This is a genomic window from Streptomyces sp. CB09001, assembly GCF_003369795.1.
GTDB lineage: Bacteria > Actinomycetota > Actinomycetes > Streptomycetales > Streptomycetaceae > Streptomyces.
Map to the genome: position 1 here is coordinate 2,637,142 of NZ_CP026730.1, position 14,986 is coordinate 2,652,127.

12 protein-coding genes and 1 rRNA gene are annotated in these 14,986 nt (G+C 72.6%); 5 read left to right on the top strand and 8 right to left on the bottom strand.

Going from position 1 to position 14,986, the window contains the following annotated elements; translation table 11 throughout:
* Positions 1–23: 23 nt before the first annotated feature.
* The 7 genes from C4J65_RS12175 to mtnA form a co-directional block, all read right to left on the bottom strand.
* A complete protein-coding gene (locus tag C4J65_RS12175) occupies positions 24–782 on the bottom strand; it encodes a response regulator transcription factor (protein ID WP_115742431.1) in 759 nt (252 codons plus the stop codon).
* A gap of 228 nt (positions 783–1,010) precedes the next feature.
* Complete coding sequence (gene raiA, locus C4J65_RS12180; RefSeq protein WP_016326377.1) at positions 1,011–1,703, bottom strand: ribosome-associated translation inhibitor RaiA; 693 nt, start codon at positions 1,701–1,703, stop codon at positions 1,011–1,013.
* A 312-nt stretch (positions 1,704–2,015) separates the two neighbouring features.
* Positions 2,016–2,963, bottom strand: coding sequence for a ComF family protein (locus C4J65_RS12190; RefSeq protein WP_115742433.1), 948 nt, complete (start codon positions 2,961–2,963; stop codon positions 2,016–2,018).
* A 146-nt stretch (positions 2,964–3,109) separates the two neighbouring features.
* Entirely contained in the window at positions 3,110–4,957 is a 1,848-nt protein-coding gene (locus C4J65_RS12195) for an LpqB family beta-propeller domain-containing protein (RefSeq protein ID WP_115742434.1), read from the bottom strand.
* A complete protein-coding gene (gene mtrB / locus C4J65_RS12200) occupies positions 4,947–7,025 on the bottom strand; it encodes a two-component system sensor histidine kinase MtrB (protein ID WP_115742435.1) in 2,079 nt (692 codons plus the stop codon). The genes C4J65_RS12195 and mtrB overlap by 11 nt, the downstream gene beginning before the upstream one ends.
* 1 nt (position 7,026) lies before the next feature.
* A complete protein-coding gene (gene mtrA / locus C4J65_RS12205) occupies positions 7,027–7,716 on the bottom strand; it encodes a two-component system response regulator MtrA (protein ID WP_003975799.1) in 690 nt (229 codons plus the stop codon).
* A 4-nt stretch (positions 7,717–7,720) separates the two neighbouring features.
* Positions 7,721–8,863: an S-methyl-5-thioribose-1-phosphate isomerase gene (gene mtnA / locus C4J65_RS12210; RefSeq protein ID WP_115742436.1), complete on the bottom strand. Its 1,143-nt coding sequence runs from the start codon at positions 8,861–8,863 to the stop codon at positions 7,721–7,723.
* Between the two features lie 140 nt (positions 8,864–9,003).
* Here mtnA and C4J65_RS12215 point away from each other — a divergent pair, with 140 nt between their 5' ends.
* Genes C4J65_RS12215 through C4J65_RS12235 form a run of 5 tightly spaced genes read left to right on the top strand, consistent with a single transcriptional unit; the run spans position 9,004 to position 14,680 of the window.
* The gene (locus C4J65_RS12215; RefSeq protein WP_115742437.1) at positions 9,004–10,410 is read left to right on the top strand and encodes a glycerophosphoryl diester phosphodiesterase membrane domain-containing protein; all 1,407 of its coding nucleotides are present in this window, start codon (positions 9,004–9,006) and stop codon (positions 10,408–10,410) included.
* Positions 10,411–10,444: 34 nt separating this feature from the next.
* Positions 10,445–11,167 (top strand): DUF4129 domain-containing protein, encoded by a 723-nt coding sequence (locus tag C4J65_RS12220; RefSeq protein ID WP_240330410.1) that lies wholly within the window; start codon positions 10,445–10,447, stop codon positions 11,165–11,167.
* Positions 11,164–12,381 (top strand): DUF4350 domain-containing protein, encoded by a 1,218-nt coding sequence (locus tag C4J65_RS12225; protein WP_162833152.1) that lies wholly within the window; start codon positions 11,164–11,166, stop codon positions 12,379–12,381. The genes C4J65_RS12220 and C4J65_RS12225 overlap by 4 nt, the downstream gene beginning before the upstream one ends.
* A complete protein-coding gene (locus C4J65_RS12230; protein ID WP_162833153.1) occupies positions 12,378–13,370 on the top strand; it encodes a MoxR family ATPase in 993 nt (330 codons plus the stop codon). The genes C4J65_RS12225 and C4J65_RS12230 overlap by 4 nt, the downstream gene beginning before the upstream one ends.
* Positions 13,370–14,680, top strand: coding sequence for a DUF58 domain-containing protein (locus tag C4J65_RS12235; protein ID WP_115742439.1), 1,311 nt, complete (start codon positions 13,370–13,372; stop codon positions 14,678–14,680). Before C4J65_RS12230 ends, C4J65_RS12235 begins: the two co-directional genes overlap by 1 nt.
* Before the next feature lie 106 nt (positions 14,681–14,786).
* Here the strand turns inward: C4J65_RS12235 and rrf are convergent.
* Positions 14,787–14,903, bottom strand: a 5S ribosomal RNA gene (gene rrf / locus C4J65_RS12240).
* Positions 14,904–14,986: the final 83 nt, after the last annotated feature.

Here is a 14,986-nt window from a genome sequence, read left to right on the forward strand (position 1 = left end):
CGGGCTCAGCGGGTCACCGGCTCTCACCGGATCTCGAGAATCTTCTCCCGCATCGCGTACACCACGGCCTCCATCCTGGAGTGCAGCTGGAGTTTCTCCAGGATGTTGCGCACGTGGTTCTTCACGGTGTTCTCGGAAATGAACAGTTCCTTGGCGATGTCCCGGTTGTTCATTCCCGTGGCGACGAGCTTGAGGACCTCCAGCTCGCGATCCGTGAGCCGCGGCGCGGGCACCAGTCGGCGTTCGTCGGTGCGCTGGATCATCGACTTGAACTCGGTGAGCAGTTTCGAGGCCATGGACGGGCTGATCTGGGACTGTCCGTCGGCCACCGCGCGAATGGCGGTGGCCACCTCGTCCGTCGAGATCTCCTTGAGGAGATAACCGGTCGCGCCCGCCTTGATCGCGTCGTAGAGGTCGGCCTCCTCGTCGCTGATCGTCAGCATGATGATCTTGGCACTGGGGGCCACCTCCTTGATGGAGGTGCAGGCCTCGATGCCGCCCCGCTTGGGCATCCGCACATCCATCAGGACGATGTCCGGCAGCAGGTCGGCCGCCTTCTCCACGGCCTCGGCGCCGTCACCGGCCTCTCCGACGACCTGGATGTCCTCCTCGGCCGCGAGCACGATCTCCAGGCCGCGGCGGAAGAGGGCGTGGTCGTCCACGACCAGCACCCTGATCGGCTCCTCGCGTGCGGAGCCCGCGTCCGGGCCCATGCCGGCGACCCCGTCGACGATCCCGTGGTCGACGCCCGCGCCCCGCATCGGTCCGAAACTGTCCGCCATCGTTCCTCCCCCTGAAGGCTGTGGCACGTGGTCCTGAGCCATCGCCAACCCAGAGCAACGACCCACCGGTTGGGCCGTTGCCGCCATGATTCCATGCCCGGCGGACAGCGGAGTGACCGAACGGGCAGCTCTGGGGTCGCACACCCTCGCGCACCGTCGCACACCGGTGCCCCTGGGGGCGCACACGCGCTCCAGGGGCACCGAACCGCTGTCACCCGGCGGCGGGTGTCAGCCGCCGAGCGCGTCGCCCGCGTCGGGGGCGTGGGCCTGAGTGACCATCGTGTCCGTGGTCAGGTGGATCACGCCGTAGTCGTAGGCGTGCCGCCGGTAGACGACGCTGGGCTCCTTCGTCTCGGAGTCGACGAACAGGTAGAAGTCGTGCCCGACCAGCTCCATCTCGTAGAGCGCCTGGTCGAGGGACATGGGTGCGGCCACGTGGGTCTTCTCCCGGACGACGAGCGGACCGTCGCCCTGGACCTCCAGCGAGCCGATCTTCTTGGTGGGTACGCCGTCCTGCTTCTCCGTCGGGACGACGTCGCCGTTCCCGTTGAGCGTCGCCGCGCCTGGTACGTGGTCGGCGACCTCGGCCGCCGAGATCCGGCGGGCGCCACGGCGCGAGAAGCGCTTGTCGTGCTGCTTGCGCAGCCGTGCGCCGAGCTTCTCCGCCGCCAGGTCGAGCGCCGCGTAGGGGTCGCTCGCCGCCGCCTCCGCCCGGATCACCGGACCGCGGGAGCGGAGCGTGATCTCCACCCGGTCACAGCGGTCGGCCTGCCGGGGGTTCGGCTCCTTGGACACCTCGACGTCGAGGCTGATCACCTTGCCATCGAGCTTCTGGATCTTCTCCAGCTTCAGCTTCTCGGCCACGTGCTTCCGGAACCGCTCGGGCACCTCGGTCTTGCGGCCCTTGACGACGATGTCCACGCAGAACTCCGTTCCCGGATCGCTCCGCTTCGACGGCGGAGCATCTCCCTTTTGCACCAGGTTCCGGTCGATCCCGAAACCTCGGACTCGGTGACGTCCACCTCCTCCCCCGCGGGCGGGATCTCCACTCCACCGGTGCGGGTGATGACGGTAAACCCGCAGCACGGCATTCGGATTTGAGAGGTGTGGCCTGCGGCTTTGCCTCACAACCGAACATATCTCGCCCGGACGGATGTCGTCACCCTCTACCGCGGCGTACCTCCGTTCCGGTGAATTGACTCCCTCATTACCTGCAACGACGTAAGTTCTCAGTCAGTTCCGGTTTATTTCGAAAGAATCTGGTGAAGCCGCGACCACTGCCGCGCAGATCGCTTCACGGATCACGCCACCGCCTCCGTACGGACCCGCCATTCGGGGTCCGGTCTTCCGTTCCTCTCTGCCTTCCCCTGCCGCGGCCGGATACACAGCCGATCTCGCCGTCCCGTACGCAGCCGGCCCCGCCCGCGACCCAACGGCGGCGGCCGTCGCCGCGCGCACCGCACGGGCCGCCTCGGCCAGCGACGCCCCCGTCGTCATCAGGTCGTCGACCAGGACGACCGGCCCACCGCCGCGCAGCAGCCCGCCACCGCCGGGCGCCACCGCCAGCGCGCCGGCGAGGTTGTCCAGCCGCCGCCGGGCGTCGAGCCCCGACTGGTCGGCCACGGCGTAGCGCTGCCGCAGCACGGCGAGCACCCGGGCGGACGTCCCGGTGCGCCGCAGCTCCCCCGCCGCCGCGAGGGCGATCCGCCGCGCCGGATCGTGCCCCCGCGTCCGCACCGCTCTGCGCGCCGACGGCACCGGCACGAGCAGCACCGGTCCCCGCACTTCCACGGGACGCGCCACTCCGCCCCTCACCGCACCGGCCCCCACGTCACCGGCGTCCGTCCACGCCGCCCGGAGACCCGCCCGCACCGCTTGCGCCAACGCCACGCCGAGCGGCCTGGTGAGGGCGAGCACCCCCCGCTCCTTGTGGGCCAGCAACGCCGCCCGCACCTCGTCCGCGTACGGCGCCGCCGCGTGCACCGCGGGCAGCCCCGGCGGCTCCGGCTCCGGACGCACGCGGCACGGCGGGGCCCCGCCCAGCGCCCTACGGCACCGGGGGCACAGCACCTCACGAGCCGTGCCGCAGCCCCCGCACTCGGCGGGCAGCACCAGGTCCGTGAGGTCGGCCCACCCGCTCCGCCATGTCCGCCGTGTCAGGCATGTCCGCAATCCGCGCATGGCCACCACTGTGCCCGTGCCCGCGAAGCCCCGCCAGGCCTGTGGAAAACGGCGACCGGACCCCTGTGGAAAACCCGTCGGGCACGAAACGGCGGACGTCTCACCCGGCCCGGACGGGACGCCTCACCCGGCCCGGACGGGACGCCTCACCCCGGATAGACCGGCGCGGTCCCCTCCGTCACCTTCTGCCACTGCAGCCCGGACGGCAGCCGCACGATGAGGTCCTCCGAATACGCCACCAGCGGCAGCCGCTCGTCCTCGGTCGCGGCGATCTCCTTGACGCCGGTCAGCGCCGCGGGCACCGATGCCTCCGGCGTCGAGCCGTCGACCTGGACGTATCCGATCTGCTGGACGCCCCCGCGTTCACGCCCCACCACGACGAGCCGGGCGTCACCGGCCCAGGACATGGCCGTGACCTCCTCCAGCTCGGGGGTCGCGGAGCGCAGTTCGAGCACGGTGACCGCGGGCGGGTCGCCCGCCTTCCCGTCCCGTTCGATCCGCCCGATGAGCAGCGACCGCTTGCCGTCCTTCTCGACCACGAGCGCGATCCGCACCCCGTCGGCGGCCACCCGTACGGCCTGGACGCGCCCGTCGAGGCCCGGGGTCCGCACCTCCACCGGATCGCCCGCGCCCTCCTTCAGCAGCAGCAACCGCGGGTCGGCCGGGTTGCGGTCGGCGATCCACAGGTCGCCCTGCGCATCCCAGCTGGGCGGTGTCAGCCGGTCCGACTCCTTCTTGCCCCGACTGGTCAGCACGGGGTCGCCGAGGGAACCTCCCGACACCAGCGAACCGACGTACAGCAACTTGTTGTCGAGACCGATCCCGGCCGCGCTGTGCTCGTCGCGCGACACCGCCACCGACCGCAGGGCCTGCCCGCCCTCGCCCAGCGGGCCGGGCACGGGTTCGGCCCGGGTCCCGTTGCTGCCGGCCGCGATCCGTACCAGGCGGTCCTGGTCGTCGACGAAGTACAGGTAGTCGGGCCGCTGTGCCGAGCCGCGCGTCGCCACCGTCTCGGCGCGGTCCTCGGAGAGCGAACACAACTGCTCGCCGCCCGAGCGCAGCTCGACCTCCTGCACCGCCGGGGTGAGGTTCTGCAGCGTGAACAGGAGTTGCGCGGCCATCTCGTCGCACTTGTCCGCGCCGGCCCGCGCCGCCTTGTCGTTCAGCGGAACGGTCAGCTTGCTGCGGTCGTCGGGCGTCAGCGCGCCGGCGTTCTTCGCCAGTGCCGTCCCGGTCGGGAAGCTGGACCTGACCACGGGCCCCAGCAGGCTCGTCGGCCCGCTCAGCAGGGAACGCACCACCTGGGTCATCGGATCCACGCGCCGGCGCACGTAGACGGGATCGGCGACGGCCGCCGGCTCCCGCACCGGTCCCGTCTCGGCGGCCGCCCGCGCCGGGGTGTTCGAGGCGAAGTAGTACCGGTTGACCGACATGTAGTTGCGCTGGAAGTCCGACTTGCCCATGACGACGCCCGGCGGCAGCGAATCGATGCGCCACTGCTTGGACTTGCCGTCCCGTGTGAGGTGCACCGACTCGCGGTACGCGCCGTCGGCCGGCGCGTACGACTGCTGCGCGTCGACCGTGGCGACCCTGGTGCCGCTCAGGGTGACCGAGTAGTCGTTGGCGTCCTCGCGGTTGCCCGAGTGGTCGGACTCCGTTCCCGGCCCGCCCGCGAGCACCGTCGCCGACTCGTCCGGCCGCCAGTTCTTCGCGGCGTCGCCGGTCAGGTATTTGCGTGCCGTCTCGTAGTGCGGATCGTCGCTGGTCAGCGCCTCCAGGAAGCCCTGCACGATGTCGGCGGGCGGGGCGTCCTCCTGCGGCGGCATCGCGAACACCCGCACCTGCGGGTCCTGGCGGGGCGTGGACTCCACGCCCCTGAGGTCCCCGCTGTCGGGCATGGCCGCGCATCCGGCCAGCAGTACGACACCGCCGACGGCGTACGCCACCACGCGTGCCGGCCCCCGCCGACCGCCCCTCCCGCGGTCAGCGCCCACGAGATGCCTCCCCTTGCCTGCTCGAGTCCTCTGGGCCGGCGTCCTGGCGGCCCGCCGCCTCCGGTGCCGGCCCGCCGTCCTGTCTCCGCGCACCCGACACCGGCCTCGGCACCACGCGCGCGCCGTTGCCCGGCAGTGCCGTCGGATCCGCCGTGGGTGCCACCGTGGCCTGCCGCGGCGTTATCGGCCCCCGCGCGGGCACCGCGGAGACCTGCCCGGCCGGCACCTGCGCGGGGACCCCGACCGACTTGTCCGCGCCGCGCGCCACCGCCGGGTCGGCGAGGCCCGCGTCGTTGAGCCCGCGGTTGCGGCGCGAGTCCGTCGGCTCCAGCGGTATCGGCGACCCCCTGAGCGGCTCGTCCGCGGTCCTGGGCAGGGTCAGCCGGAACTGCGAACCGCCGCCGGGCTCGCCCCAGGCCTGCAGCCAGCCGCCGTGCAGTCGCGCGTCCTCCAGGGCGATCGAGAGCCCCAGCCCCGTACCGCCGGTGGTACGCGCGCGTGCCGGGTCGGCCCGCCAGAAGCGGCTGAAGACCCGGGTGGCCTCGCCCGGCTTGAGTCCGACGCCGTAGTCGCGCACCGCGACGGCGACGGCACCCCCGGCCGCGGCGAGCTTGACGACGACGTCCCGGCCCTCGCCGTGCTCGACGGCGTTGACGACGAGGTTGCGCAGCACGCGCTCGACCCGTCGGGCATCCGCCTCGGCGACGACGGGCTGCTGGTCGCCGACGACGCGTATCCCCGTGCCCTTGCGCTCGGCGAGCGGCTCCGCACCGCTGACGACCCGCCGTACGACCTCCCTGAGGTCTATCGGCTCCGCCTCCAGCGCGGCGGCGCCCGCGTCGAAGCGGCTGATCTCCAGCAGGTCCGCGAGCAGCGTCTCGAACCGGTCCAGCTGGTCGGCGAGCAGTTCGGCCGACCGCGCGGTCACCGGATCGAAGTCCACGCGCGCGTCGTGGATGACGTCGGCCGCCATCCGTACGGTCGTCAGCGGCGTGCGCAGCTCGTGCGACACGTCGGAGACGAACCGCCGCTGCATCCGCGACAGGTCCTCCAGCTGGCTGATCTTGAGCTGGAGGTTCTGTGCCATCTTGTTGAAGGCCTCGCCGAGCCGGGCGATGTCGTCCTCGCCGGTGACCTTCATCCGTTCCTGCAGCCGCCCCGCGGACAGCCGCTCGGCGATGCTGGCCGCCATCCGGACCGGCGTGACGACCTGGCGCACCACGAGCCAGGCGATGGCCCCGAGCAGCACGACGACGAACAGCCCGGCCGTCGCCAGAGTGCCCCTGACCAGGCTGAGCGACTTCTCCTCCTGGGTGAGCGGGAAGAGGTAGTACAGCTGGTACGGCTCGCCGTTCGGGTCGTTGACCTGCTTGCCGATGACCAGTCCGGGCTGGGACGCCTGGTCGGAGTTGTAGACGATCCGGGTGTAGCTCTGGGCGGCCGCGGTGTCGCCGTCGATCCGCTCCCGCAGGGCCTCGGGGACGCTCACCGCCCAGTCGACCGATCCGGAGGCGCGCGGCCCGCGGCCGCTGCCGCTCTCCCCGCCCATGGGGAGGGTGACCACGTCGAAGGCGCTCTGGCCGCCGCTGGAGAGCGACTTCACCAGCTCGCTCATCCACTGGATGACGTTCTGCGAGGGACGCCCGTCCGCGGGGGTGCCGTCGTCGCCGTTGGTGCTCGCCGCCGCCTCCTCGGCCTTCTGCTTGGCCGCGGTGAAGCCACCGGTGGCCTGGCTCTGGGAGGCCTTCACCTTGGCGTCCAGCAGTCCGTTGCGGACCTGCCCGATCACCACGAAGCCGAGCAGCAGCACCACGCCCAGCGACATCAGCAGGGTGGTGGCGACGACCTTGAGCTGGATGTTGCGCCGCCACAGCCGCATGACCGGCAGCAGGGGACGGCGCACCCAGCGCATGAACAGACGGAGCACCGGGCTGCCCTGCACCCCGCCGTGCAGCAGCCCGCCCTCCAGCACCCTGCCGAAGAGGCGGGAGCCGGCGCTCCGGTGGCCGACAGGCCGTCCGGCGCGGGCCTCGGACCCGGGCGCCGAAGCGGCACTGTCCCTGGCCATGTCAGCTCGGTCCGGCCTTGTAGCCGACGCCGCGGACGGTCACCACGATCTCCGGCTTCTCCGGGTCCTTCTCGACCTTGGAGCGCAGCCGCTGGACGTGCACGTTGACCAGGCGGGTGTCGGCGGCGTGCCGGTAGCCCCAGACCTGCTCGAGGAGCACCTCACGCGTGAACACCTGCCACGGCTTGCGGGCCAGCGCCACCAGCAGGTCGAACTCCAGCGGCGTCAGCGCGATCGACTGCCCGTCCCGCTTCACGGAGTGACCGGCCACGTCGATGACCAGGTCGCCTATGGCGAGCTGCTCCGGCGCCGGTTCCTCGGACCTCCGCAGCCGCGCCCGGATCCGGGCCACCAGCTCCTTCGGCTTGAACGGCTTCACGATGTAGTCGTCGGCACCCGACTCCAGACCCACCACGACGTCGACGGTGTCACTCTTCGCCGTCAGCATCACGATCGGCACCCCCGACTCCGCCCTGATCAGGCGGCACACCTCGATGCCGTCCCGTCCGGGCAGCATCAGGTCGAGCAGCACCAGGTCCGGCTTGGTCTCCCGGAAGGCGGCCAGCGCCTTGTCGCCGTCGGCTACGAAAGATGGCTCAAAACCCTCACCACGCAGCACAATGCCGAGCATCTCGGCCAGTGCGGTGTCGTCGTCGACGACAAGGACTCGTCCCTTCATAAACGACATCATCCCATTAGCTAATCGTTACCTGGCGTGACCTGGCACACAGCGAGGCCAGGGCCTCGGCCGTCACGGGCGAAACCACGCCCTCCTCGGTGACGATCGCCGTCACCAGTTCGGGCGGAGTCACATCGAACGCCGGGTTGTACGCCTGGGTCCCCAGGGGTGCCACCGGAATCCCGCCTCCCGCTCCCGCCACCGGCACCTGAGGTGCTGTGACCTCGGTCACTTCATATCCGGGGCGCTGTTCCACATCGATGGACGCCCCGTCCGGCGTGTCCGGATCCACCGTCGTGACCGGAGCCACCACGACGAACGGCACATGGTGGTACCGCGCGAGCACCGCGAGCGGATAGCTCCCCACCTTGTTCGCCACCGAACCGTCGGCCGCGATGCGGTCCGCGCCGATCAGGACCGCGTCCACCTCACCCGCCGCGAACAGCGAACCCGCCGCGTTGTCGGTGAGCAAGGTGTACGCCATGTCGTTGCGGGCCGCCTCGTATGCCGTCAGGCGAGCACCTTGCAGCAAGGGACGCGTTTCGTCCACCCACAGGCGTCGCAGCCGCCCCGACCGGTGCGCCGCGAGCGCCACCGCGAAAGCGGTCCCCTCACCGCCCGACACCAGCGAACCGGTGTTGCAGTGCGTGAGGACGCGGTGCCCTCCGGCTGGCAGCAGCTCGTCGAGCAGCGCGAGTCCGTGCGCGGCCATCCGGGCGCTGGCCTCGGTGTCCTCCCGGTGCAGCGCCCTCGCCGCGGACAGCGCCGCCCGGGCCGCCTGCCGGGTGTCACCGGTCCTGGCGAGCGCCTCCCGGTGCGCGGCCTGCGCCCGGCGCACCCCGACGGCGAGGTTCACCGCAGTCGGGCGCGCCCCCGCCAGCGCCGCCGCGGCCTCCTCGACCTCGAAGCCCCGTACGGCGGCGAGCGCGACCCCGTAGCCGCCCGCGATGCCCAGCAGCGGTGCCCCGCGCACGGCGAGCGAGCGGATCGCCTCCACCAGCGCGGCCGGGTCCGTGCAGACCAGCTCGACCTCCTCGGCGGGCAACCTGGTCTGGTCCAGCAGCACCACCACCGGTCCCTCGGGGGGTTCCTCCCAGCGAAGGGCCGGTATCCCGGTCGGCCGCTTGTCCTCGCCGTTTCGCGCGTCCTGATCAGCCATGCGGTCAGTCTGCCCTCTGTACGACGGACAATTGAAGGTGCGCAGCCCCTACCGCGGCCGGTCCGCACCCGACGCCCCCATGGCACGATGGCTGCCAACCCGCCGCCGCGACCGCGGACGCGCACCGTGAAGGAGCGACGATGAACGACACTCCGGGCTGGGCATCGCCCGGATCCGCCCCCTCCGACGGGCACGAGCCCGGCGCGTCCGGCCCCGCCGAGCCCGCCGACCGCCCCGCCGGCCCCGATCAGCCCGCGCCGCCCGCGGACCGACCGGGTGCGGACCCGACGAGCCCCGGCACGAAGTGGTCCAAGGAACAGCCGCCTCCCGGCCAGTGGTCCGCCCCCACCGGCCCCGCGGACCGGGGCCAGGCCGCGCCTCCCCCACCGCCCGGCCCCGGCTGGGGCACCCCGCCGCCCGGACCCCCCGGAGGCGGCTACGGAGGCTACGGCGGCCCCGGGCGCCCCGGCGGATACGGCGGCCAGGGAGGGGGCTACGGCGCCCCCGGTGGACACGGCGGCTGGGGAGGCGGCTGGGGCGGTCCCCCGCCCGCGGCCAAGCCCGGCGTGATCCCGCTCCGCCCGCTCGGTGTCGGCGAGATCCTCGACGGCGCCGTCTCCACCATGCGCACCTACTGGCGCACCGTCCTCGGCATCTCCCTGACCGTCGCCATCTTCACCGAGGTCATCGTCGTGCTGCTCCAGGGCCTCGTCCTGGACGACACCGGCAGCGAGGCCCTCAACGACCCCGACGCCACCCTGAGCGAACTCGGCGACGCGCTGGCCGAGACCACGATCAACTCGGGGGTCATCTTCCTGATCTCCCTGATCGGCACCGTCCTGGCCACGGCCCTGCTCACCACCGTCACCAGCCGCGCCGTACTCGGCAGGCCGGTGACCACCGGCGAGGCCTGGCGCGACGCCCGCCCGCAGGTGCTGAAGCTGTTCGGCCTGATCCTCCTGCTGCTCCTCATCGTCGCCGGACTCGTCACGGCCGGTATGACACCCGGTCTCCTCGTCACCGCCACCGCGGGCGGCGATGCCGGAGTGGCCCTGACCGCCCTGGGCTTCCTGGCGGGCGGCGTCGTCGCGGTCTGGCTCATGGTCCGCTTCTCGCTGGCGTCCCCCGCGCTGATGCTGGAGAAGCAGGGCATCAAGAAGGCGATGGGCCGCTCGGTGAAGCTGGTGCGCGGCTCCTGGTGGCGCGTCTTCGGCATCCAGCTGCTCGCCACGGTCATCGCCAACGTCGTCGCGTCGATCATCGTCATCCCCTTCGCCTTCCTCGCCGCGACCCTCGGCGGCGACGGCGTCGGCGGCTTCCTGGACGGCACCGGCGACCTCGGCTGGACGTTCCTCGTCGTCAGCGGCATCGGCTCGGTGATCGGCTCCATGATCACCTTCCCGATCACGGCGGGCGTGACCGTGCTGCTCTACATCGATCAGCGCATCCGCCGCGAGGCCCTCGACCTCGAACTGGCCCGCGCCGCCGGGGCCCAGGGCTCCGGCCCGCAGGGCTCCGGTGCCTCCGGCGCCGTCCCGGGGAGCTGACGGGGTGGGTCCGGCGGGGGGAGTTCTCACGGAGGTGCTGGCACGCACGGCCGCACGAACGGTGTCGCGCTCCGGCGACGAACCACCGGTGACGATCCCGCGCGACCCCGCGCGGGAGGCCGCGCGGCGCGAGCTGTCCAAGCGGATGTACCACGAGAACGACCCCAGCTGGTTCCAGCGGGCCCTGAACGCCTTCTGGGACTGGGTCGAGGAGCTGTTCGGCAAGGCGTCCACCGCGACACCCGGGGGAACGCTCGGCCTGGTGGTCGTCGTCGTAGCCGTCCTGGCGGCGCTGGGCGCCCTCTGGTGGCGCCTGGGCACCCCACGCCGCGGACCCGTCTCCGCCCCCGCCCTCTTCGACGACCGTCCCCGCAGCGCCGCCGACCACCGCGCCGCCGCCCAGGCACACGCCGCCCAAGGACACTGGAACCAGGCGGTCCAGGAACGCATGCGGGCCGTCGTCCGCGCCCTCGAGGAACGCGCCCTGCTCGACATCCGCCCCGGCCGCACCGCCGACGAGGCGGCCACCGAGGCTGGCCACGCCCTGCCGGCCCACAAGGACCGGCTGCGCGCCGCCGCACGGGACTTCGACGACGTCGCATACGGCGGCCGGCCCGGCAGCGAAGAGTCGTACCGGCGCCTCACCGAACTCGACCACGACCTGGACCGCAGCAAGCCGGACCTGGCGAGCAGCACGGCAGGCGGCCGCACGGGCGATGCCACGGACCGGGACACCCGCCGGGGAGCCGCCGAATGACCACCGAGGCCACGCTTCCCACCACCGCGGCCTCGCCCACCGCCCGCCAGGTGTGGACCCGCGCGCGGGGCATCGCACTCGCCCTGGTCCTGCTGCTCGTCGGGGCCGTCGCCATCGCGGTCGTCCGCTCGGACGCCCGGCACGGGGAACTCGACCCGCGCTCCGCCGACCCCTACGGCAGCCGCGCCGTCGCCGAACTCCTCGCCGACCGGGGGGTCTCCACGCGCGTGGTCACCACCCTGGACGAAGCACGGGCCGCGGCCGGACCCGACACCACCCTGCTGGTCGCCGTGCCCGACCTCCTGACGGAACGCCAGCAGACGCGGCTGCACTCGGCGACGACCGGCTCCGGCGGCCGCACCGTCCTGGTCGCCCCCGGCGGCGGTGCCGTCGAACGCCTCGCCCCCGGCGTCACCGCCGACCCCGCGCTCAGCGTCGACTCGACGCTGGCCCCCGCCTGCGACCTGCCCGCCGCACGGCGCGCGGGCAGCGCCGACACCGGCGGCATCCGCTACAGCACCCACCTCGAAGCCGACGCCTGCTACCCCAGCCGGCGCCTGGCCACCCTCCTGCGCATCCCCGCCCCGTCCACGAAGGCGTCCGCGGAGGGCACCCCGGGCGACACCGTCGTCCTCGGCGCCCGCGACATCCTCTTCAACAACCACCTCGACGAGCACGGCAACGCCTCGCTCGCTCTCCAACTCCTCGGCTCCCGCGACCACCTGGTCTGGTACCTCCCCTCCCTCTCCGACCTCCCGGACCCGGACGACGAACGCGGCTTCTTCGACCTGCTCCCGTCCGGCTGGCTCTGGGGCACCCTGCAGCTCTTCATCGCCGCCGCCCTCGCCGCCCTGTGGCGGGCACGCCGACTCGGCCCCCTGGTGCCCGAAAAACTTCCCGTCGCGATCCGCGCCTCCGAAACCGTCGAAGGCCGCGCCCGCCTCTACCGCAAGGCCAACGCCCGCGACCGCGCCGCCACCGCTCTTCGCTCCGCCACCCGCACCCGCCTCGCCCCCCTCGTAGGCGTCCCCGTCACCCAGGCGCACACGCCCGAGTCCCTGCTCCCCGCCCTGTCCGCCCACCTCCACGGTGCACACGGCGACGGACAGGCCCTGCACACCCTCCTCTTCGGCCCGCCGCCCGGCGACGACGCGGCCCTCATCGCACTCGCCGACCAACTCGACGCCCTCGAAAGAGAGGTACGCCGTCCATGATGGACCCGAGCACTGACAACGCCGGGCAGTCCGCGGCCCCGGGCAACGCCCGCGCCGCCCTCGAAGCCCTGCGCGCCGAGATCGCCAAGGCCGTGGTCGGCCAGGACGCCGCCGTGACCGGCCTCGTCGTAGCCCTGCTCTGCCGCGGTCACGTCCTGCTCGAAGGCGTCCCCGGGGTCGCCAAGACGCTGCTCGTCCGCACCCTCGCCGCGGCCACCGAACTCGACACCAAACGCGTCCAGTTCACCCCCGACCTGATGCCGAGCGACGTCACCGGATCCCTGGTCTACGACGCCCGCACCACCGAGTTCTCCTTCCAGCCGGGCCCGGTCTTCACCAACCTCCTGCTCGCCGACGAGATCAACCGCACTCCCCCGAAGACCCAGTCGTCCCTCCTCGAAGCCATGGAGGAACGCCAGGTCACGGTGGACGGCACGCCCCGCCCGCTCCCCGAGCCCTTCCTCGTCGCGGCCACCCAGAACCCGGTCGAGTACGAGGGCACCTACCCCCTCCCGGAAGCTCAGCTGGACCGCTTCCTCCTCAAACTCACCGTCCCCCTCCCCACCCGCCAGGACGAGATCGACGTCCTCACCCGCCACGCGGCCGGCTTCAACCCGCGCGACCTGCACGCCGCCGGCGTACGCCCCGTCGCCGGCGCCGCCGACCTGGAGGCCGCCCGCTCGGAGGCCGCCAAGACGACGGTCTCCCCGGAGATCACCGCCTACGTCGTCGACATCTGCCGCGCCACCCGTGACTCGCCGTCCCTCACCCTCGGCGTCTCCCCGCGCGGCGCCACGGCCCTGCTGTCGACCGCCCGCGCCTGGGCCTGGCTCACCGGCCGCGACTACGTCACCCCCGACGACGTCAAGGCCCTGGCCCTCCCCACCCTCCGGCACCGCGTACAACTCCGCCCGGAGGCCGAGATGGAGGGCGTGACCGCCGACTCGGTCATCAACGCGATCCTCGCCCACGTCCCCGTTCCCCGCTGATGGCACTCACCGGACGCGCCGCGCTCATCGCGGCCCTGGCCTCCGTCCCCGTCGGCATCTGGGATCCCAGCTGGACGGGCATTCTCGCGGTCAACGCCCCGCTGGCCGCGGCCTGCGCCTGCGACTTCGCCCTGGCCGCCCCCGTACGCCGCCTCGGCCTCACCCGCTCCGGCGACACGTCCGCCCGCCTGGGTGACACCGCCGATGTGACCCTGACGGTCACCAACCCGTCGGGCCGCCCGCTCCGGGCCCGCCTGCGCGACGCGTGGCCGCCCAGCAGCTGGCAGCCCGGCACCGAGACGGTGGCCTCCCGCCACAGCCTGACCGTGCCCGCCGGCGAACGCCGCCGCGTCACCACCCGCCTGCGCCCCACCCGCCGCGGCGACCGCCACGCCGACCGCGTCACGATCCGCTCGTACGGCCCCCTGGGCCTCCTCACCCGCCAAGGCACCCACCGGGTCCCCTGGACGGTACGCGTCCTCCCCCCGTTCACCAGCCGCAAGCACCTCCCCTCCAAGCTGTCCCGGCTCCGCGAACTCGACGGCCGCACCAGCGTCCTCACCCGCGGTGAGGGCACCGAGTTCGACAGCCTGCGCGAGTACGTCCCCGGCGACGACACCCGTTCCATCGACTGGCGCGCGACGGCCCGCCACTCCACCGTCGCCGTACGCACCTGGCGCCCCGAACGCGACCGGCACATCCTGCTCGTCCTCGACACCGGCCGTACCTCGGCCGGTCGCGTGGGAGACGCCCCTCGCCTCGACGCCGCCATGGACGCCGCCCTGCTCCTGGCCGCCCTGGCCTCCCGCGCCGGTGACCGGGTCGACCTCCTCGCCTACGACCGCCGGGTACGCGCCCTGCTCCAGGGCCGCACCGCCGGCGATCTTCTTCCCTCCCTGGTCAACGCCCTGGCGGCCGTGGAACCCGAGCTGGTGGAGACCGACGCGCGTGGCCTCACCGCCACCGCTCTCCGGTCGGCCCCTCGCCGGTCCCTGATCGTCCTGTTCACGACTCTCGACTCGGCCCCGATCGAGGAAGGGCTGCTCCCCGTCCTGCCACAGCTGACCCAGCGCCACACGGTCCTCGTGGCCTCGGTGGCCGACCCGCACGTCTCCGCCATGGCCGCGGCCCGCGGCCACACAGATGCCGTGTACGAGGCCGCGGCGGCCGCACAGGCCCAGTCCGAGCGCCGCCACATCGCCGACCAGCTCCGCCGGCACGGCGTCACGGTCGTCGACGCGACCCCGGACGAGCTTCCTCCGGCACTCGCGGACGCCTACCTGGAACTCAAAGCCGCAGGCCGCCTATAAAAAACGGCGGGGCCTTGTGGCCCCGCCCAGTTCAGTCCCACTTCAACGACCCCTGAACGCAGAAAACCCCGCACCGTTCCCGGTGCGGGGTCTCCTCGCAATGATTGTTCGGCGGCGTCCTACTCTCCCACAGGGTCCCCCCTGCAGTACCATCGGCGCTGTAAGGCTTAGCTTCCGGGTTCGAAATGTAACCGGGCGTTTCCCCTACGCTATGACCACCGAAACACTATGAAACACTCAACCGCACCACGCTGTGGACGTGGGGTTGTTCGTGGTTTCAGAACCAACACAGTGGACGCGAGCAAC